Genomic DNA, 20268 nt, shown 5'->3' on the forward strand with positions numbered 1-20268 from the left:
ATTTTGTGAACGTCCGGCGTTTCTAACATCATTAACCTACAGGAGTATGGGAATGATGTTTGCAGGAGTTGTTTGGGCATTGATCGCAGGAGTGATGCTGGGGCTGTATGCTTTGCCGGAAAAATATACCAAGGGATATGCATACGAAAATACATGGGGACTGTTCTTCATTCTTACCATGTTTGTTGTTCCGGTAATTGCATCCTACGTGCTGCTGGGCGGCCTGCAGGTTTTCGGGATGGTTGATTCTTCCATTATCTTGAAAATGGCTATTGCTTCGGTGCTTTGGGGAACCGGGGTGATGATGTGGGGTAAGGCTATCAACCACATTGGGCTTTCACTCGGATTTTCGCTCTTTATTGGCACCGTGATTCTTGTTGGATCCATTATCCCGTTTTTTGTAAACGGCATCCCTCCTTCAAATGTATTTATGACCGTTCTGGGCGGGCTGGCGGTTGTGCTGGCAGGTGTAGTGCTGAACGGCAATGCCGGGTTGGTTCGCGAAAAAGATGAAAAGGATGGTGACGCTCCCGGGAATGAAACCGGGGGTTCTATGCTTACGGGGATCTTGATCGCTATTGTGGGTGGTTTGCTGGCTACGGGATTCAGTTTTGCAAATGCGGTAGGTGCGGAACCGCTCGGCGCGGCCGTAGCGGAGCTGGGACTTGCCCCATGGAAAACTGCAGTAGCCGTTATGTTCCCGATCTTCATCAGCGGGGGTGTGGTGATGGGGCTCTACTTTGCCCAACAGCTAACCGTCAAGAAGCGTTGGGCTGATTTCAAAACGGTGCACGTTGTTCCTAACTTTTTTCTGATTTTGATCATGGCCATTTTCCACTATACCGCATCTGCCCTGTTTGCCTATGCGGCATCCAAACTGGGTGATGCGGGCAATACCGTGGGCTATGCTATTTTTAATGCGTCATGCGTTTGTACGGCCATTATGAGCGGTATCATCACCGGCGAATGGAAGCGGGCATCCGGGAGAGCAAAAGCATTGCTCTATGCCGGTTTAGGTTGCATGGTTATTGGAATTATTATCATCGCGTCCGGTAACGGGCTAGGTTAAATAAACAGGAGAGAAGATTATGTCCATTACTCAAGTTCCTTTTGGGTCGGTCGACGGGATCGATGTCGACCTTTACTGTCTGGAGAATGCAAACGGGATAATCGCCAAAATTACAAACTATGGCGGTATCATCACTTCACTCATTGTTCCGGACAGCCGGGGCGGTCGTGCAGATATCGTCTGTGGCTTCGATACGCTGGAAGCTTATTTTTCGGAAGCGTATAAGGCAAACTCACCGTATTTCGGGTGTATTGTCGGGCGCTATGCGGCACGCATCAAGGATGCACAGTTTTCGGTGGACGGGGTGCAATATCCGGTGGCCGCAAATGACGGAACAAACCACATTCATGGTGGAATAAAAGGATTCGATAAGTGTGTCTGGAATGCGGAAGTGGAAGGGAATAAACTTAAACTTTCGCTTGTAAGTCCTGAGGGCGATGAAGGCTATCCCGGTCAGGTTGAAGTAACGGTGGTTTACTCGCTGACGGATGAGAATGAACTGGTCATCGACTATTCCGCGACAACAGAGAAGGCCACGCCGCTTTCGCTGACCAATCATACCTACTTTAATCTGGGTGGTTTTCAGGAGCAGATCCTGGAAACGGAAGCGATGATTGTATCCGATAAACTGTTAACAGTTGATGAAACGAATGTGCAGCTGGGTGAAGAGTTTCCTGTGGCTGGAACCGTATGGGACTACAACCGGCCCAAACCGTTCAGTGCCGTTTTTGAAGAAAAGGAAATGGGTTTTGAAACCTACTACATCTTCAGCAAACCGGTGGGGGCGTTTGCGAAGGTTGCTGAATTTTACGATTCTACCAGTGGCCGGAAGCTCGAGGTGCAGACATCCGAACCCAGTATGCTGATGTATACCGGCTTCTATACGTCCGATGAGCTCAAACGCGAAAGCGGTGATCAGTTTGGGCAGTTCAGGGGATTCTGCTGTGAAACTTCACGCTATCCAAATGGAATGAATATTGAGGGTGCGCCGGACAGTATTACATGGCCGGGTGAAATCTATTCGCAGAAAACCGTCTTCGGGCTCTCGTGGTAGATTGATTATTTATGATCATTGAGACGGTGAATGCCGGTGAACTAAAGCGCATGAAATAGAATGCATGCTAATGGCGCTGTGCTTACATGCGATGTCGGGAATGGAGGAGTGGGGCATGAATAAATTATTATCTGTTGTGGCCGGTTTGGTGGTTGCTTTATCAGCCGGTGCTGAAAAACCGAATATTCTGTTTATCATGTCGGATGATCATACATGGCAGGCGGTAGGGGCATATCATTCACGCTTTGCTTATTTGAATCCGACACCGAACATTGATGCGCTGGCGGAAAAGGGGGTGGTGTTTGAAAATGCCTTTTGCGGCAATGCCATCTGCACCCCGAGCCGCGCGTCGATAATGACCGGGCAGTACAGCCACAAAAACGGGGCCTTGACTCTGGATGGCGAACTGGAAAAAGAACGACAGTTCCTGGCCCTGGAAATGAAGAAGGCCGGATATCAGACCGCGGTGGTGGGCAAATGGCATCTCAAAGCGCTGCCGGAGGCCTTTGATTATTACAAGGTGCTGCCGGGGCAGGGTAACTACTTTGATCCGGTGTTTTATGAAACCGGCGGAGGAACCAACCTGATCAAAATGACCGGTCACTCTTCGGATTGTGTCATGGACTCCGCGCTGAGCTGGTTTAAAGAGAAGCGCGATCCGGAGACGCCGTTTTTCCTGAAACTGCATTTTAAAGCCCCGCACGATTATTTTGAAAATGCACCGCGGTATGACTCCTATCTGGAAAAGATCAACATGCCGGAGCCGCTGAGCCTGTGGGAACGGGGGACCGGTTCCATGGCCACCCGGGGGTATGACGGCGAGCTGGATCAGGTGCTGGCAACGTCGATTGGTCGACGTAATTTCCGGCGCTCCTACGACGTCGATTTTGAAGTGGACCCGAATCTCGATGACGTGGCGGCGAAGCGCGAAGCCTATAACATTTACATGAAAAAATATTTCCGCTGTGTGAAAGGCGTAGACGACAACCTAGGCCGGCTTTTCCAATACATGGAAAAAGAAGGCCTGATGGACAATACCGTGATCATGTATACCGGGGACCAGGGCTTTTTCCTCGGGGAGCACGATATGCAGGATAAACGCTGGGCCTACGAACCCTCCTTCCGCATGCCGTTTATCGCGTATTACCCCAAATCGATCGTGCCCGGCCGTACCGATGCCATTATTGAAAATGTCGATTATCCGGTAACCATGCTGGATTATGCCGGGATTGCATTACCGGACTATATGCAGGGCCGCTCCTTCCGCAGCGTGCTGGATCAGGGGACAGAGCCGGAAGGGTGGAAACAGGAAGCCTACTATCAATACTGGATGCATATGGCGCATCACGATGTGCCTGGGCACATTGCCATGCGCACCAAACGCTATAAGCTCATTCTTTTCCATGGCACGCAGGGCACAACCGGTTTCGGATCCGAGCGGTCGGAACATGCAACGCCGCCGGCCTGGGAATTGTATGATCTGAAAAACGATCCGAATGAAATGGTGAATGTGTATGACGATCCCGCCTATGCCGATGTCATTCCCGGCCTGAAAGATCAGTTTAAAGCGTTGCGGAAACGGATCAAAGCCGACGACCCATCCATCGCCCCGAATAAACCGTCGCAGGAACGCATGGAAGCCGTAAATGCGGTAATCGATGAATACTGGGACTATTCTCCCGAAGATCGTCAGAAAGCCATCCGTATATCAAAGGACTATCTGGAACAGTTCGGCGACCCGGCTACCTGCAAAAAATATCTCGCCCCCTGGCTCCGGCCGGACGATCTTGATCCGAGCGAGATGTAAGTTCAGAATATTGGACTGACCCCTTTTTCTGACCCCTTTTTCTAAATCTTCTGCTTATTCGCTTTGTTTTTATGGGGAGACCATGGCTCCATTTTCAGATTCAACTGATGTGTTCTCTCGCAAAGTTGGCAGAAATCGCTATGCGTATGATTGGCGTAGGCTTTATGTTTCGAGCTTGCTTTCTCCCATGCCGACGACAGTCCGAATGAATCAGCGAATAGTTCAATCCCTGTCAGTATCAATATGTTGTTATGCTGTTGGCCTTGCTTTATCTTTCTTCTGTAGTTGCGCACAAGAGGTTGGAGCAAGGTAATTTCATTGTTGCTTAGTTCATCTTTTAACGACGCAAATACTATCGTTGACTTAGGGAACTCAGTGCCAATTTTTTTCATGCGATCAACGTCGCGCTTATCGAAGGAATTGAAAGATTTGCATTCTACGAGAATTAAACGTTTTTTAGATTCTAGATATTGAGTTTCCTCAAAAAGCATTCCCAGATCAGCCTCTAGATGGTGTGTTTTTCCTTCTATTTCTTTAGTCGCATAGAAAGACATCATGGCTGTAGTAGACCCATCGAGAACGGTGCTAAAGAATCTGTATGTGAGCAGGACGGAATATGCTCCATACGCGCTTTTCGGCAAACCAAATGGTCCGATAGCTCGATAGCTCCATTTGATAGAATCGGGATCGCTCGATGGAATGTCAAAATCATCAAGGCATTTGGGACACATCAAGGTGTAATCTGCTTCGCTGATAGAAAACCAGGAACGTTGTGAGCAAGTTGGGCATTGGCACTCTATCCCAAGCTGGAGAGCTTTTCTGCTCAAAAGGAAATCGATAACACCTGCTCCTCCGTCATATAGACCATCCTCGTTTGCTATACGTTTAAATCGCGCCTTGAGCTGATACTTATCTATAGTTTTTCCCCCATAGTGTAAACGCCGGTTGAAAAGTGCACCGGGCGGCGGGGCGGTCTAAAAGTGTAACACTCCAACTAAAACTTCCGGATTTCCGGACGGATCGGGCAACGTGGTTGCCTAACCGTTTCGGAACCGGGAGGTAAAGGAGTGTACATAGACATGCAATGGTGGACCGATATCAGACGAAAGGTGCTTGTTGAAGGCGTCAGCAAGCGACAGGTTAAGGCCGAGTACAGGATTCACACCAAGACGCTGGAGAAGATTCTGGCGCACCCCACGCCTCCGGGATACCGGATGGCCCAGCCGAGGCCGAAGCCCATGATCGGGCCGTTTCTCGGTCGGATCGACGAGATTCTCCGGCAGGACCGGGAGTTGCCAAAAAAGCAACGGCATACGGCCAAGCGGATTTTTGATCGCCTGAAAGAGGAAGGATACACCGGCGGGTATACGCAGGTGAAAGATGCCGTGCGCAACGCCCGGGTGCGTCTGAAGGATGTCTACATTCCGCTGGCCCATCGGCCCGGAGAGGCGCAGATGGATTTCGGCTATGCCCTCGCTAAAATAAACGGCCAGCTTCGGAAGGTCGCATTTTTTGTGATGAGCCTGCCGTATTCGGATGCGGTTTATGTGCAGGCCTACGAAAAGATCTGCACGGAGGTTTTCTGGGATGGGCATGTGAGGGCCTTCACCTTTTTCGATGGCGTACCCTGCCGTATCAGCTACGACAACGAGCGGGTGATGGTGGCCAAGGTGATGAAGCGCCACCAACGCAAGCTCACCGACGGGTTCCTCCAGCTCCAGAGCCACTATCTGTTCAAGGAACACTTCTGCAACGTGGCCCGAGGTAACGAAAAGGGCGTGGTCGAATCGATGGTGCGCTATACTCGTTCCAACTTCATGGTTCCGGTGCCGGAGGTTCGTAGCTTTGATGAGCTCAACCGCATGCTTGAAGAGCGTTGCCGGGAGGAGCTTGGGCGTAAACTGCGGGGCAAGGACGGAACGAAGGGGCAGTTGCTGGCCGATGAGCGTGGCCGTTTTATTGATCTGCCGGTCGTGCCGTTCGAGTCCTGCCGGGTGCGAACCTGCACCGCCAGCTCCTTGTCGCTCGTGCGTTTCGACGGCAACGATTATTCGGTGCCCGTGCGCTACGCCCACTACGAAACGGTGGTCAAGGGCTATATCGACCGGATTGTGGTCTGCCGGGGCGATGAATGCATCGCCGAACATCCCCGGTTGTGGGGCAAGGCCGGCGTCCATTTCAACCCCGTGCACTATCTCGCACTGCTCGAACGCAAGCCCGGCGGGCTCGACCACGCCCGGCCATTGGAAGACTGGAAACTGCCATCCTGCTTTCGGGATCTGCGCAGCAGGCTGGAGGCCGATCTCGATGGCGAAGGAACCCGGGAGTACATCAAGGTGCTGCGTCTGCTCGAAAAGCATTCACCCAAGGAACTGGCCCGGGCCGTTGAGCAGGGGCTGCGTTGCGGGGCCTCCTCCCGAGACGCCATTGCCCAGTTCCTCATTCCCCGGCCGGAATGGCGATGCACCCGGTTCAGCCTCGACGGCCATGAGCATCTACGAGAGGTCCAGGTGGACTGCGTCGATGTGGCCGACTACAACCGTCTGCTCGGACAGGAGGTGGGCGCATGAGCACGAAGACCCCGTCGCATGTACTGCTCGAGCACTACCTTAAAACGCTGAAGCTGCCGAGTGTCCTGCGGGAGCACCGCAAGATGGCCTCGGTCTGCCAGGCCGAACGGGCCGATTACTCGACCTATTTGCTGCGGCTCATCGAACAGGAGATTCACGACCGGGAACAACGGGCCGCCGAACGCCGCCTCAAGTCCGCCCGTTTCCCCGTTGTGAAAACCCTCGACAGCTTCCGGTTCGAGGAGCAGCCCTCGATCAACCAGCCGCTGGTGAGGGAACTAGCCCATGGCGAGTTTATCAAGGAGCGGGAGAACGTGCTGCTGATCGGCAACAGCGGAACCGGAAAAACCCACCTCGCCACCGCCCTGGCCTTCGCCGCCTGCCAGATGGGCTTCAAGGTGCGGTTCTTCGGCGTCACCGCCCTGGTCACGCAGTTGCTCGAACGCCGGGAGGAAAGGCAGCTTGACCGGTTCTTCAAGCAACTCGAGCGCTCCGACCTGCTCGTGCTCGATGAACTCGGCTACGTTCCGTTCTCCAAGCTGGGGGCAGAACTGCTTTTCGAAGTCGTCAGCCGGGCCTACGAACGCACCAGCGTCGTGGTCACCACGAACCTGCCCTTCGAATCATGGACGGAGGTGCTGGGCTCGCAGCGGCTCACTGGCGCTTTACTCGATCGATTGACCCACCGGGTCCATATCCTCGAAGCCAATGGTGAAAGTTTCAGGCTGCAGGACTCATTGCGCCGCCGGGGACAACGGCAGAAAACAAAGAAACCGTAGGAGCAATTGACACCCGCAAGGAAGCGGGGTAATTAACGAAAAAGTGTTACACTTTTGGGCCGCCGCCCGGTGCACTTTTCAACCGGCGTTTACAGTTTGTTCCGCATCGCGCGCAGCCCTGCTGACCGGTCGCTATCCACAGCGGTCGGGCATTAAAGGGGCGTTGTTTCCCTGGTCGAAAAACGGGCTTCCGGCTTCAGAAACAACATTGGCGGAAATGCTGAAAACTCAGGGGTATGCAACCGGTATGGCAGGAAAATGGCATTTGGGCCATTTACCTGAATTCCTTCCGGTAAACCACGGCTTTGATGAATGGTTGGGGCTGCCGTATTCCAATGATATGTGGCCGGTTGATTTTGATGGGGTGCCTCTTCCGGAAGATCACCGGAAAAAGAAATATTCACCGCTTCCTCTCATTGATGGACTGGAGACTGTGGATACGATTGATACGCTGGAGGATCAGGGGATGCTGACCCCTCGGTATACAGAGCGGGCAGTGGACTTTATCCGGCGCAGCAAGGAAAAGCCGTTTTTCCTCTATTTAGCCCACAGCATGCCGCATGTGCCGATCTATGCTTCGCCGCGTTTTCTGGGGAAAAGCGGCGCGGGGCTCTATGGGGATATGATGATGGAAATCGACTGGTCGGTCGGTGAAGTCATGAACGCCTTGGATGACGCCGGTGTTGCGGGAAATACGCTGGTGATTTTTACCAGTGACAATGGCCCCTGGTTAAACTTCGGGGATCATGGGGGCACCTGCGATGGTTTGCGTGAAGGCAAAGGAACCGCATTTGAAGGCGGTATGCGTGTGCCGTGCATCATGCGGTGGCCGGCTGGAATGCCGGCAGAAAAGACGTGCGATGAATTTGCATCCACACTGGACCTTTTTCCAACCCTTGGAACGTTGGCTGACGCAAAGCTTCCGAAAACAAAGTTGGACGGCATTGATATTTCAGTACTTCTGGCCGGCGAGACTTCGCTGAAGCAAAAGCGCGAATTCTGGTATTATTATGGAACGCCCTTGTGCGGTGTTTCTGACGGTCGTTGGAAGCTTGTGCTTCCACACAAGCATCGGTCCTATGTGGGGGTTGAACCGCGGAATGGAGGGCATCCCGGGCCGTATGCCAAGGGCGTTGCAAAGAAAGCGCTCTATGACCTGGAAAAGGATCCCGGAGAGGCAAATGATCTGCAGGATCAATATCCTGAAATTATGGAACGACTTGAGAAGATGGCCGCGCGGGCGCGCGCTGATCTGGGTGATGTGGAGAAGGGGAGTAAATAATGAAAAACTGGATAATGATAGCTTTGCTTTTAGGCACTCAGGCCTTTGCTGAACGTTCGCGTCTGCCGAACATTATTTATATTCTCGCGGATGATCTCGGCTATGGGGATCTGGGCTGTTATGGGCAGGAAAAAATCAAGACTCCGAATATTGACCGGATTGCGGCGGAGGGGATGAAATTTACCCAGCATTACAGCGGGCAGGCGGTCTGTGCGCCGTCGCGCTGTTCTTTCCTGACGGGATTGCATCAGGGGCATGCGTATATCCGGAATAACAAAGAGCTTCCGCATGAAGGACAGACGCCGATTCCAGCCGATACGTTTACCATTGCGAAAATGCTGAAGACCAAAGGCTATGCCACCGCGTGTGTAGGAAAATGGGGGCTGGGCTATCCAGGGAGTGAAGGTGATCCGAACCATCAGGGTTTTGATCTTTTTTTCGGCTATAACTGTCAACGGCATGCGCACCAGTATTACCGCGACTATCTATGGAAAAATGACACGAAGGTTTTGTATCCGGATAATAAGGATATCGAAGGGTCGAACTATGCGGCCGATGAAATGCGTAAAGAAGCATTGGCCTTTGTGGAAGAACATAAGGATCAGCCGTTTTTTCTCTATTGGGCCACGCCCATTCCCCATGTGTCGCTTCAGGTTCCTGACGAATCGCTAAAGCAGTATGAAGGGCAGTGGCCGGAGACTCCGTTTAAAGGCCGGTACAGGCCGGAAACAGGCCAGGGCTATACCGGGCATGAAACGCCCCGCGCAGCCTATGCGGCCATGGTTTCCCATATGGACCGGAATATCGGCCGGTTGCTGGATCAGCTTGATGCTCTGGGGCTTGCTGAAAATACGCTGCTGATTTTTACGAGCGACAATGGCGCTTCTTCGGCCGGCGGGGCGGATTATAAATTTTTCAACAGCACGGGCGGCTTGCGCGGTAAAAAGGGGCAGCTCTATGAAGGTGGAATCCGGGTTCCTTTTCTGGCCAAGTGGCCGGGACATGTTGGCGCGGGAACGACCAGCGATCATATTTCGGCCTTCTGGGATATGCTTCCAACCTTTGGAGAAATTACGGGTGCGGAGGTGCCGGACGGTTTGGATGGGATCAGTCTGCTGCCGGAGCTGACGGGTCGGCCTCAGGCGGCTCACGATTTTTTATATTGGGAATTTAATGCCCGGAATTATAACGGCGGTCAGGTTGCGGTTCGAATGGGCGACTGGAAGGGTATTAAGGTGAACCAGTTGAAAGGTAAGCGGGGACATCTCGAGCTGTATAACCTGAACATTGATGCTGCAGAACAAAAGGATGTGGCCAATACATATCCGGAAATTTGTCGAAAAATGGAGGAGATCATCCGTCGTGAACACGTGCCTTCGAAGCTATTTCCCTTCGCAAGCCTGGATGATTGATCAATTGCTTTCCACGGTAAATGTCCAGATGTCCCCTTCGATGATTGAGTTGTCCGGCATAATGGCATCCACCCGCCAGGTATAGGTTTGACCAGGTTGTAACTGGCCGGGATCAATAATATTGGAGGCGGTTACCTCAACTCGGCCTTTGTGGTCTTTTCCGGCATTCATGAAATTTACAATATGTTTTGTGGCTTTATAGGCACCAAGAAACATCAGGTCGGCATTGCTTTTTATAGCCATGGATTTGTTTGGCGGAATGGGGGTTGAGGCCCTTTTCTGCCGACGTCCGGGAATCCAGTATGTTTCGTCGTTTGCTTCATAGGCGCCGATATCCGGAGCACTTCCGACATAGTCGGGAATCTGAACCTGAATATGTTCTCCGGGCAACTGCGTAATATTGAAACCGGCATCAATCAGGGGGGATCCCGGCTTCGGCCGAAAATCGAGATGTTCCGGATCCCGCAGGTTGTTTACCACGGAGCCGGCTCCTGTTAGGTTATGTTCAAGTCGTGCATTCAGTTTTTCATCCGGCTTCCGCGTGCTCCAGGCGACCATGGTGTCCGCCAGCGTATTACAAACCAGGGTGTTCTGATTGTGAGGAGGTGTATTTCCGTAACCGTTCGGAACTGCAAAGACCGTGTCGTGAAAGGTGTTGTTAAACAACAAATGATGATCGCCCTTAAATTTGCTTCCGCCATGACCTAGGTTGAACACCACGTTATGGTGAACACAACCCTCGGAACCCATACGGGAAGTGGTGGAATCAAAACGAATACCCTGCCGATTGGTGTCGTGCACCCAGTTGTGGCGAACCACGGTTCCGATCTGCGATCCGGTTCCGATATTAATGGCTGATCCATCGTGTTGCAGATTACCCATATTCCAGAGGCGGTTGTATTCCACGGTGGAGCCGGGACCGGGGCGGATACCTTCTGAGTTTCCGCCGGAATGAATGGTGTTGCCGCGTATGATGGCCCCGCGTCCGGTCGGAATGGATCCGCTTCCGCCGCTGGAATTCACATCCCATTCAATATTATGGATATAACAGTTCTCCAGAATGCTCCCCGGACTGTCGATATAGATGGCGGGAGAATTCGGGTAGGCAATCTCGCAGTTACGAATGATGTTTCCAAACGGACCTTCGCCTTCGTTTAATACATGGGTCATTACATTGGCCCGCGACTTATAGCGTTGTTTACGTTTATCATCCGGATCATTGCTGGTTTCATAAAACCAGCCGAATTCTCCGAGCATAAATTTATGGGTTGAGGGATAAGAAAGCGTGCTGTTCTCAATGATGACGTGGCTACATTCGGTCATGGAAAAAGTGCTGGCAAAAAATTCCAGTCCCTGGAAAATCAGGTTTGAGCATTCGGAAATCTTAAGGCTGAAATCGCGCGTTTTTCCAGAGATTGGAAGTTTATTGGGATTCCTGTCATCCGCTGCCCGGAAATAGGCGGTTTCTGATTCGGCGTCATACCACCATTCATTAGGTTGGTCCAGTGCGGGCAGGCCGAGGATGTAGTAGGCGACATATTTCGACATGCGTGTGCCGGTTTGATCGTATTCAAACCAGTCCTGTCCGGCTTTATGTTGTGTAATCGGCCGCGACCAGGTCAGCCAATGGCCGAGATTAAGAACGGCGACCGCTCCCGTGAAATCAGTTTTTGTTTCCGCCAGGGTGGTCTGGTTCACATGCTCTTTGACTTTAAGCTTAACCACACCTTCATCATCGGAACCGTTACTGTGTGGTTCGGGATTACGATCGCTGATGATGCCGTCCGCCGTTTTTCCGGAAAACTGTCCTTTGGCAAATGTCCGGTCGGTAAAGCGCATCGATTCCTCCATGCGCCAGATTGAGCCGTCATCAAACGAGGTATTCGGCCAACGGGCCACGTAGACCAGCTTACTGCCGGAAAAGAGCTGCCAGACCGGTTCTTTCAGCCGCATCCTGTAAATGCCGTTTTTCCATCGGCTCCACTTTGCGGGCAGAATCATCGTCCCATCCATTACTGCCCGTTCTCCGGGCCATACTTTGAATGAGATGGGGTTGTCAGCCGTTCCATGGAGCCCGGAAATTAGAGATGTTGTCTGATATCTCCCATTCCGTAACCAGCAGATATCGCCGGGCTGAAGCTCCTCAGTCGCTTTTTCAAGCGTTTGAAACGGACTGGATATACTCCCGTTATTGCGGTCACTCCCTTTGGACGGAGAGACGTGATATTCCGCACTCCATGAAACCTGTAGAGAGAGCGTGAATGTGATCGTCAAAACTGTGGATATGGGTTTCATTACTAATTAAACCCCAGGAATGAGCTTAATTTTGATAAGTTTCTGCATGTACCAAGTCCAAAGGTGGTCGGTACGGAAACTAATCTGAGCGGAAAATGACCGTGATCATTGGGCGAAATTAAAGAATCCATCTGAAATGAAATCCGAATTGAGTTGGCAAGGGGGTGGTAGTGAGTGCTGTTTCGATAGAAAGTGAGCAGATTCCCGCTGTCAGGGTGTGACGGATTAGACGCTCATGATGAGCGGATAGTGGTGTGTTGATGATGCTGGTGGGAGTAGGGTTAAGCGGCGGCCCTGTAGTAATACGAGATCACTCCGCCGAGACGTTGCTCCCTTTTAATCTCACCCTTTTCGGTAGGGCGGAAGTCAACATCAAGCACCTTGTTATCAATCTCTTTTCCCTGATGAGGACGGTGGAAATTGTAGTAATCAAGCCACTCTCTGTTAATGTGGTTCAAATGATCAAGGCTGAAGCAGATAAAGTGGTTAAGACATTGTTTCTTAACGATGGCGATGCCGGCTTCCGCGTATCCATTCGCTTGAGGAGTGCGTGGCGGTGTTTTAACAATTTTTGTTCCTGCAGCCTTCCAGAGTTCATCAAACGAAAAGGCATATTTGGTATCCCTGTCGCGGATAAGATGAGTAGCTTTTATACCAATCTCGTCCAGCCATATCGAGGCGTTACGCGCTTGTTGGTTTACCCATTCTTCAGTCGGGTTAAAGGTCGCTGGACTCATAAACACACGGCGACTGCCAAGGTGAATAAACATCAGTACGTAGGCATTAACTTTTCCTTTGAAGGTGTAGATCGGTTTCGTGAAAAAGTCACATGCAATCAAAGTATCCATATGGGAGCTAATGAACTGATTCCATGTACTGGAGGGCAACCTTCGGCCTTTGTCGGGAACTGGGTGGTGCCCTTCCCGTTTAAGGATGTCGCTGATGGTCGTGATGCCGATTCGTATGCCCAGTTTTTTCAATTCGCCATAAATCCGTTCATATCCCCATGTGATGTTCTCGGTGGCGAACTGCATAACCAGGTTTATAGTTGCTTGTGGTGTGCGCGGTCTTCCCGGTCGTTTACGCTGGGTTTCTTTCGGTCTGCGCCATTTGTGATAGGTTGCGGGCTGAACAACGAGCATCACGTCGGAGATGTCATGATCAAGCTGTTTGCCAAGGCGAAGCAGCTCAGCTCGTTCCTTAGGTGTCGTGTAAATCTTGGAATCATCAATCCTGCTTCGCAGCATTCTAACCTGATAAGTCAGCAATTGAAGCCGGGCATCGTATCGAGGACGGAATTTCTCCTGAAGAAGCATCATGAAGACCTGAATAATACTCAAATAACCGCTCATCTACCCTTACACCCCGTAAATCAAAACAGACTCTACTCCAACCTGTTAAGTCAGAGGACATGTTTTCGTACCCCTCGGAAACTCAATGAATTCATGAACCTACCGAAGAGGAAGGTTCTGAGCCACTCCAAAGCCGGATTAGAAGACGAAAAAATCCAGCGAAAGATGTCTGGAATGCCATTCGCACAACTGGGGTTGAAAGGGGGCTCAAGTTCGCCTTTCCATCCAATCAGGAGTAGCTGGTTGGATGGTGATTCAAAAAGCGAAAATCGGGTCGATTTGGCTCAGTTTCGCACTTTTTTGATGCAACTCGTTGTCTTCACGGAACTTAAATTTCGGAAAACCAAGTTCGCATTACCATCATGATCGTACCGACCCGAATGGAGAGTCGTTATAGAGAAGTTCGCATTACCATCCACTTTAAGCTGCATTTAAACCATGAAGCGCGTTGCATGTCGTTTCTTTATCAACCTTGTAATCAATATGATACATGAATGTGTCTGGGTGTCAATAAGCGGTGCAACTTTCTGAAAAACGGTGAGTTTTGCTGGGCAAAACCCGAAGTTTCCCCCGAAGTTTTACAGAGCCATTTTTGATGAATTGAGAGTTTCTGAGAATTCGTTCGCGGGAAACGCCGATGATGAATACGGCGAGATCCATATCCAGAAAATGGACAGTGGTCTCATGCCTCTGGTATTCCGGAATGACCACTCTCCGATTTGAACCTGTCAGCTCAGCGGATAAAGCAATAGAGTCAGATATATTGGTTCCAATATATAGCATCTTTCATACGGGTTTATGGGTATTGCTCCCAAAGAGGTCGTCAAAAGGCTCCAGGCGTTGATCGAAACACCGGTGTTTCAGAGCACCAGTGACATTTCCGGAGCCTTCTCTTTTTCGCGGAAGCTGCGTAAAATATTACATGCTCTCTACTGCCATTGGCCCGAGGACGCCCATGTTGAAGAAAACGGCTCGCCGGATAGTTGGGCTTCTACCATTGGACGGAAGAAACCGTGAAGAATACGGATTACTTCTCGAAAGCTGGCTGGAGCGATGTCCTCAAGTTCCTGCTTGCGGACAAAGGCGGCCCATTGTTCTTCTTTCCCGAATGATTCCGGGAATTCTTCTAAAAAGAAACGAGGGTTCAGGTCGAGCGGGGTTTCGCGCTGTTCAAAGGTGGCAACACAGGCTTTTTGCAGTTCTTCTCCGGCAATTTCCTCATGCTGGATGATATTCCAGACATCGTAAAAATCTTTCATGCGGCTGTTGAGCTCGCCCAGTTTGATCATCGCCTCAAATTTTTCGGCGATTACGGTCAGTTGGTGATAGCACCGCAGTTCCGGAGCAGGGAAGTCCAGCAGGGTGGGTACGGTTGCCTCAATAGCACCGGGAACCAACGCATCGCCGAATCCGATGTCGATTTGTATTGGAATGCGACTTTGCCCGATAAATGCAAACCCCCGAATCCGGACGCCTTCATAGTCGGCATCTTCTTTAATCCGTTCCGCCCGAATGTTGTCGCTGTCAAATTCGATACCGTCCCCTTCAACATGGGTCTTGCAAATCTCTTGGGCGATGGCTGTCAGGTTGTCGAGCGAGTTTTCCGTGAAGCCGAGCAGATCGATGTCTTTGGTGCTGCGCCGGCCATAGTCCGGTTCCCAGACCATGAAAAGAAGGGCGCCTTTCAGGACGAAATTTTCCGAATGCTCCGATTTTGAAAGCCGGTAAAGAAAGCGCTCCATGGCATAGCGGGAAAGCAGACGGTTGAAGTCTTCTCCATGCTCTTTTGCATAATTGCGCAGGCGTTGGAAAACGGAGTGAGCAAGGTTGCTGGGAGTGGGGTTGCTCATACAATGGCCTCCATGTAAGGGCGCATTACATTATACATACGGCAGGCTTTTGCGGCTTCGACCAGTTCATCGGCAGTGGCTTTTCGATCCCTCCAGACTTCTTTAAGAGCTTCGAGGGCTACATCCATGCCGATTTTGTTGCGGAATTTAAAACAATCCGCGACGGTTTTTGCCGGACTGTAGACCTTTAGAGGTACCCCGTTTTCAATATGTTCCTGTATGCCGAACGAGTAGGCGGTTCCTGTGACATAGGTGAGATTAAGCGGGTATTCGACGGTCGGCTTCCATGTGCTTTTGGGAACACTGATCCAGATGACATGTGGGCTTTGGGTTCCGATGTTGTGAAAGGACAGGGCCGACAGCAGACAGAATACGGCGCTTGGAATGCGCTTGGCGACTTCTTCCAGTTCGTAGTTTTGGGTTATTGGCGCGTCGATGCGCGCATACAGCCCCCTGGAGCGTCTCTCAAGTTGGCCGGATTTACACAGTATTGAAAGGTAGGCACGCGGGATGCCGGCGGCCTCAACATCGCGCGGACGGATAATTCCCCTCTGGTCTGCCAGTTTCAGTATCTGTTCTGTTCGCGTCATTACATCTTTCCGTTTCCAAGGTATATATGCATAAGTAACTTGGATTGGCAAACATTGGTTCTGCTTAAATTTAAGTGATGATGACGGCCGCGGTTGAGATCGTTATGGAGTACTATTTCAAACCCCAGCGCGCCCAGTTAAAACAAGCCCTCCAACGCAACATGCCCAGCATGCTTACGTTCGGGGTAGCCCCGCCCGCAGAAGCCGCCGCCGTATTGCGAACTGCCATTTCAAAAACTGGAAAGCGACAATAGAAAAGCATTGAAGCTTTTGGAAGGGGTGTCGGATCAATAATGGTTTTCAGTGACTCTCGGATTTGAGCTTGTTAATCTCTTGGTCGGGGTGTTCAAGCCCCTCCGGACCCACCACTCTTTTGTTTCATCTTGTCCAATGTTTACAGGGGTTTGGTACATATTTTGCGCTTCGTCCCTCTCCTTGATAGCCCCTGATATTTTACGCAAAAACCCGATCTTTGACCAAAGAAGTGGCAAAGAAGTGGCAAAGATTTTGGCCGCACCCAACGCGGGGGAATCAACGGCAAGCACGATGCCGATCCGTAGATCCCGTAATGGCGGGCAAAAAAGTCAGTTCCTCGAGAGGAAGCCTTCGATTGTTTCCATCAGTAGCTTGGCCAGTCGGTTCAGCAGGAAGATGTCCTCTGGACGGGCCTGCTTCAGTTCCAGCGTTTCCAATACGCCCCGATGCTGCAGCATCAGATCCTCGGCCGGCAAGCGGGAGGTTTCCGCCTCGTTGCCGAAGCAGTAGGGCGAAAGGTAACGCTGTCATGCAGATTGCGGTGGGCGCAGCAACGCGGGTCCGACGGCAGGATAAAGTCAAGGGAACGCCCCTCCCGGACAGAGACATAGAGATCTTCATATGCGCGGTAGCCGCAGATCGGCTCTCCCCGCTGACGTGCCCCCATATGCGAGTCCACGTTTTAAGTTAGGATTTGGGTTAAGTCAACAGCTGGTGGGGAGCGCAGTGGCACCACGGCCAACGGCCGGGGTCTGACGGCCTCCGGTACCGGAGGCCGATAGCCCAGCGAGCTATGCGGTCTGACCGTGTTGTATCCCTGACGCCACCATTCGCACAGAACCTCCACTTCCCTCAACGTATCGAAGATTTCGAGATTAAGAAGCTCATCCCGCATCTTGCCATTAAAGGATTCGATGTATCCATTCTCCCACGGGCTGCCAGGCTCGATGTAGAGCGTTTTTACTCCGAGCTTCTGCAGCCACTCACGCAGTTTCACGGCTATGAACTCGCTTCCGTTGTCTGAGCGAATGTATCCAGGAATGCCCCGGTGAATGAACAACTTTCCAAGCGCCTCCAGAACATCCTTGCTCTGCAGTTTCCTCGCCACCTTGATCGCCAGACATTCCCGGGTGAACTCATCGATAATATTGAGTATCCGGAACGCCCGACCATCATGGGTACGACTATGTACAAAGTCATAACTCCATACATGGTTTTTTCCCGAGGGGCGCAGCCGCACGCATGATCCGTCATTCAACCACAGTCTACGCCGCTTGGGCTGTTTAGACGGCACCTTGAGCCCTTCCCGTCGCCACATCCGTTCGATCCGTTTATGATTCACTTTCCATCCCCGATGCCGAAGCATGGCGGTTATACGCCGGTAACCATAGCGGCCGTACTGTGTCGCCAGTTCAATCATCTCCTGCACCAGCATAGGTTCATCTTCTTTGATCCTCAGTTCCCTGCGCTGGGTGCTGCGGGGTTGTCCAAGAACCCGGCATGCCCGGCGCTCAGAGATCCGGTCTATACCGAAGCTATCCCGTATATGAATAATCGCCCGCCGGCGTTTGGCAGGCGTCAGAAGTTTCCCGAGGCGGCTTCCTTCAGGATCGCTTTATCCAACTCAGCTTCGGCCAGCAGCTTTTTCAGCCTGCTGTTTTCTTTTTCGAGATCCTTAAGCCGCTTGGCATGGGAGACCTTCATGCCTCCGTATTCCTTACGCCAGCGGTAATAGGTCTGTTCGGCGATCCCCAGCTTCTTACTGGCCATGGCCACCGTGTTACCTTCGGCCAGCAGGATCTCGGCATCTCGGAGTAATCCGATGATCTGTTCCGTCGTGTATTTCTTAATAGGCATCTTGCCCTCCTTATCAGGTTTATACCCGCAGAAAACTAACTCTGCGAGTGGGTTCCTTTAAAGGGGGCACGTCAGAAGCGATACATACAGATTCAAGTTGGAAGGTATCGGCAGACCCGAGCTGGAATAATGATGCCCCGCTCATGGCACGCTTTCATCCCGAACGATGTGATGATGTAGATTTTCGTATGGCATTCTGGGACTGGATGACGCTGGATTATGAGGACAGCGATTGGGAAAAAGCCACTGTGTTAAAACGTACGGTCGGTTGGCCCAGTCCGCAGAAAAATGAGCGACCTGGCCATCTGGTTCCTCCGTGGACGACGTTGGTTGAACGGGATATTCCGTATTTGATGGAAGGTCATATCGCGGCTGGTTCGCCGGTTACCCCGGGCGTTAACGTTGAGGGCGCCGGCCAATGCCGTGTTGAAATTTATGATGTGGGGCAGGTCCTTTATGGCCGTCCGTCGCTGGAGATTGAGGCCCCGGAAGGAACGGTGGTTGATATTATGTCGGTACCGTATCTGCTGAGCGGTGAAATCCGTAAGACGATTGCGGCCTCCCGCTACACCGACCGGTTGATTTGTTCCGGGGAGCGGGATCAATGGACCGCCTTTTACGAAAAGCCGGTGCGCTGGCTGGCGGTGGTGTTCCGCACGGCAGCTGAGGACGCTGTACTACATGATGTATCTATCAGTCGCAGTGCTTATCCTTTTGTTGAGCAGGGTTCAGTGAACATCCCGTCTGCTCCAGAACTTGAAATGATATGGCATGCTTCGGCGGAAACCATCCGGGTCTGTACGAGTGACGCGTATACCGACAATTACCGCGAGCGCCGCCAGTATGCCCAGACCGCCTATTATGCCTGTCTCGGAAACTATCCGGTTTTTGGTGATACCGCGCTACAGCGGCGCTATCTGATCCAGATTGCCCAGGAGCAGCTGGCCAACGGAATGATGCCGGCCTACGCGCCGCGCCATGGAGGAGACTTTATGGTGATCCTGGATTCCAACTGTTTCTGGATCCGCGGCCTGCATCAATACCTGATCCATTCGGGGGATGAAGAGACGGTGCGGGCGCTGCTGCCGGCGGCCCGCAAGCTGATGGAACTGTTTGCCGGCTACTCTAATCAAGACGGTCTGATTGATTCGCCGCCGTATCCCTACTGGCTCGACCATGTCGTTCAGGACCGGCGCGGGGCTAACTTCTGCCTGAATGGACACTATCTCGGCGCGGTGGAGGATTTTGCTGCCGTACTGCAGTTTTTCGGCGAAGACGATGCCGGTGCATTTGCGGCGTTGGGACAGCGGATGCGAGCAGGGCTTACGGAGTTTTATGTAGAAGATCGCAGCCTGTTTTGCGATGCCATGATTGATGGAGTGCATTCGGACCTGTTCAGTGAACATGCCAATGCCATGGCGCTGGCGATGGGGATTGCATCGCCTGAGCAACAGAAGGCCATTGCTGAAAAGCTGCTGGCTGCCGGAACCGGCGATTTTGTGAAACATGATGACGGCACGATTATGGTAACGCCCGCGATGTCGTATTTTCTGCACAAAGGGCTGTGTGAGGCCGGTTTTATCGATGAATCGTTTGCCCTGCTGGAGGAGCGCTTCAACCCTATGCTGGAAGAAGAGCATAATGGAACGTTATGGGAAGAGTGGTGGCTGGATGCCACCGGCCGTAGCGGGAAACGTAGACCATTCCCCGCCGGTCGGAGCGATGCTCAGACGGAAAGTGCATTTCCACCGGCGCTCATGACTGAATACCTGTTGGGTATCAAGGCGGTGTCGCCGGGCATGCAACGGGTCAAACTTAACTATTATGCGTCAGAACGTATTCTTCATCGCAAAGGTTCTGTGCCGACACCCCGCGGATTGATCACGGTTGAATGGAAAGCGGATGCTTCATCCATTCAGCTAAACCTGACAGTCCCGGAAGAGACGGAAGTGGCTCTGGACAGAGCCGGTTTAGGCCGTTCTGACAGCCGGCATATGCTGGTTAACGGAGAGAGGACGCCCTTTGAAGGGCCGTATCTGAAGCTGTCGCCGGGTACCTACCGTGTTGTGGTGGAGCGGTAAGCATGGCTAAATGCT

The 20268-nt window shown here is 51.9% G+C and carries 15 protein-coding genes; 8 read left to right on the plus strand and 7 right to left on the minus strand.

Features of this window, described 5'->3' with window-relative positions; translation table 11 throughout:
• Positions 1 to 52 precede the first annotated feature (52 nt).
• The 3 genes from E9954_RS24480 (at position 53) to E9954_RS24490 (ending at position 3930) form a co-directional block, all read left to right on the plus strand.
• A complete protein-coding gene (locus tag E9954_RS24480) occupies positions 53 to 1069 on the plus strand; it encodes an L-rhamnose/proton symporter RhaT (protein WP_222847302.1) in 1017 nt (338 codons plus the stop codon).
• Positions 1070 to 1088: 19 nt separating this feature from the next.
• Positions 1089 to 2123: an aldose epimerase family protein gene (locus tag E9954_RS24485; protein WP_136081900.1), complete on the plus strand. Its 1035-nt coding sequence runs from the start codon at positions 1089 to 1091 to the stop codon at positions 2121 to 2123.
• 115 nt (positions 2124 to 2238) lie between these two features.
• Positions 2239 to 3930: a sulfatase family protein gene (locus tag E9954_RS24490; RefSeq protein ID WP_222847303.1), complete on the plus strand. Its 1692-nt coding sequence runs from the start codon at positions 2239 to 2241 to the stop codon at positions 3928 to 3930.
• A 41-nt stretch (positions 3931 to 3971) separates the two neighbouring features.
• Here the strand turns inward: E9954_RS24490 and E9954_RS24495 are convergent, their stop codons facing one another.
• Positions 3972 to 4757 (minus strand): hypothetical protein, encoded by a 786-nt coding sequence (locus E9954_RS24495; RefSeq protein WP_136081901.1) that lies wholly within the window; start codon positions 4755 to 4757, stop codon positions 3972 to 3974.
• Positions 4758 to 5009: 252 nt separating this feature from the next.
• Here E9954_RS24495 and istA point away from each other — a divergent pair, with 252 nt between their 5' ends.
• From istA to E9954_RS24515, 4 genes are read left to right on the plus strand one after another with little or no spacing between them, the layout of a single operon-like run.
• Positions 5010 to 6500 carry an IS21 family transposase gene (gene istA / locus E9954_RS24500; RefSeq protein ID WP_136081902.1) on the plus strand — a complete coding sequence of 497 codons (1491 nt, stop codon included), beginning with the start codon at positions 5010 to 5012 and terminating at the stop codon, positions 6498 to 6500.
• The gene (gene istB, locus E9954_RS24505; RefSeq protein ID WP_136081560.1) at positions 6497 to 7279 is read left to right on the plus strand and encodes an IS21-like element helper ATPase IstB; all 783 of its coding nucleotides are present in this window, start codon (positions 6497 to 6499) and stop codon (positions 7277 to 7279) included. The genes istA and istB overlap by 4 nt, the downstream gene beginning before the upstream one ends.
• A gap of 43 nt (positions 7280 to 7322) precedes the next feature.
• Positions 7323 to 8561, plus strand: coding sequence for a sulfatase family protein (locus tag E9954_RS24510; protein ID WP_168442572.1), 1239 nt, complete (start codon positions 7323 to 7325; stop codon positions 8559 to 8561).
• Positions 8561 to 9973, plus strand: a complete 1413-nt coding sequence (locus E9954_RS24515) for an arylsulfatase (protein WP_136081904.1) — start codon at positions 8561 to 8563, stop codon at positions 9971 to 9973. The genes E9954_RS24510 and E9954_RS24515 overlap by 1 nt, the downstream gene beginning before the upstream one ends.
• Here the strand turns inward: E9954_RS24515 and E9954_RS24520 are convergent, their stop codons facing one another.
• The 6 genes from E9954_RS24520 to E9954_RS24540 all read right to left on the minus strand — a co-directional run bounded on the left by E9954_RS24520 (position 9974) and on the right by E9954_RS24540 (position 18172).
• Positions 9974 to 11986 (minus strand): right-handed parallel beta-helix repeat-containing protein, encoded by a 2013-nt coding sequence (locus E9954_RS24520; protein ID WP_168442573.1) that lies wholly within the window; start codon positions 11984 to 11986, stop codon positions 9974 to 9976.
• Between the two features lie 563 nt (positions 11987 to 12549).
• Positions 12550 to 13620 carry an integrase core domain-containing protein gene (locus E9954_RS24525; protein WP_222847304.1) on the minus strand — a complete coding sequence of 357 codons (1071 nt, stop codon included), beginning with the start codon at positions 13618 to 13620 and terminating at the stop codon, positions 12550 to 12552.
• Positions 13621 to 14549: 929 nt separating this feature from the next.
• The gene (locus E9954_RS24530) at positions 14550 to 15470 is read right to left on the minus strand and encodes a nucleotidyl transferase AbiEii/AbiGii toxin family protein (RefSeq protein ID WP_136081906.1); all 921 of its coding nucleotides are present in this window, start codon (positions 15468 to 15470) and stop codon (positions 14550 to 14552) included.
• Positions 15467 to 16060, minus strand: a complete 594-nt coding sequence (locus tag E9954_RS24535; RefSeq protein WP_136081907.1) for a type IV toxin-antitoxin system AbiEi family antitoxin domain-containing protein — start codon at positions 16058 to 16060, stop codon at positions 15467 to 15469. The genes E9954_RS24530 and E9954_RS24535 overlap by 4 nt, the downstream gene beginning before the upstream one ends.
• A gap of 584 nt (positions 16061 to 16644) precedes the next feature.
• Positions 16645 to 16791, minus strand: coding sequence for a hypothetical protein (locus tag E9954_RS32745; protein ID WP_168442574.1), 147 nt, complete (start codon positions 16789 to 16791; stop codon positions 16645 to 16647).
• A gap of 206 nt (positions 16792 to 16997) precedes the next feature.
• Positions 16998 to 18172 (minus strand): IS3 family transposase gene (locus E9954_RS24540; protein ID WP_136081908.1). Its coding sequence is split into 2 segments (ribosomal slippage): positions 16998 to 17908 and positions 17908 to 18172, totalling 1176 coding nucleotides; the frame shifts between segments, so codons are not numbered across the junction.
• 143 nt (positions 18173 to 18315) lie between these two features.
• Here E9954_RS24540 and E9954_RS24545 point away from each other — a divergent pair.
• Positions 18316 to 20253: a family 78 glycoside hydrolase catalytic domain gene (locus E9954_RS24545; protein ID WP_136081909.1), complete on the plus strand. Its 1938-nt coding sequence runs from the start codon at positions 18316 to 18318 to the stop codon at positions 20251 to 20253.
• Positions 20254 to 20268: the final 15 nt, after the last annotated feature.

The sequence above is a fragment of the Pontiella desulfatans genome (assembly GCF_900890425.1).
Lineage (GTDB): Bacteria > Verrucomicrobiota > Kiritimatiellia > Kiritimatiellales > Pontiellaceae > Pontiella > Pontiella desulfatans.

What these genes read in the sequence shown, in the direction of transcription:
- E9954_RS24480 (WP_222847302.1), top strand. Translation starts at nt 53, where the DNA reads ATGATGTTTGCAGGAGTTGTTTGGGCATTGATCGCAGGAGTGATGCTG.
- E9954_RS24485 (WP_136081900.1), top strand. Translation starts at nt 1,089, where the DNA reads ATGTCCATTACTCAAGTTCCTTTTGGGTCGGTCGACGGGATCGATGTC.
- E9954_RS24490 (WP_222847303.1), top strand. Translation starts at nt 2,239, where the DNA reads ATGAATAAATTATTATCTGTTGTGGCCGGTTTGGTGGTTGCTTTATCA.
- istA (WP_136081902.1), top strand. Translation starts at nt 5,010, where the DNA reads ATGCAATGGTGGACCGATATCAGACGAAAGGTGCTTGTTGAAGGCGTC.
- istB (WP_136081560.1), top strand. Translation starts at nt 6,497, where the DNA reads ATGAGCACGAAGACCCCGTCGCATGTACTGCTCGAGCACTACCTTAAA.
- E9954_RS24515 (WP_136081904.1), top strand. Translation starts at nt 8,561, where the DNA reads ATGAAAAACTGGATAATGATAGCTTTGCTTTTAGGCACTCAGGCCTTT.
- E9954_RS24520 (WP_168442573.1), bottom strand. Translation starts at nt 11,986, where the DNA reads ATGGATGGGACGATGATTCTGCCCGCAAAGTGGAGCCGATGGAAAAAC.
- E9954_RS24525 (WP_222847304.1), bottom strand. Translation starts at nt 13,620, where the DNA reads ATGAGCGGTTATTTGAGTATTATTCAGGTCTTCATGATGCTTCTTCAG.
- E9954_RS24530 (WP_136081906.1), bottom strand. Translation starts at nt 15,470, where the DNA reads ATGAGCAACCCCACTCCCAGCAACCTTGCTCACTCCGTTTTCCAACGC.
- E9954_RS24535 (WP_136081907.1), bottom strand. Translation starts at nt 16,060, where the DNA reads ATGACGCGAACAGAACAGATACTGAAACTGGCAGACCAGAGGGGAATT.
- E9954_RS24545 (WP_136081909.1), top strand. Translation starts at nt 18,316, where the DNA reads ATGGCACGCTTTCATCCCGAACGATGTGATGATGTAGATTTTCGTATG.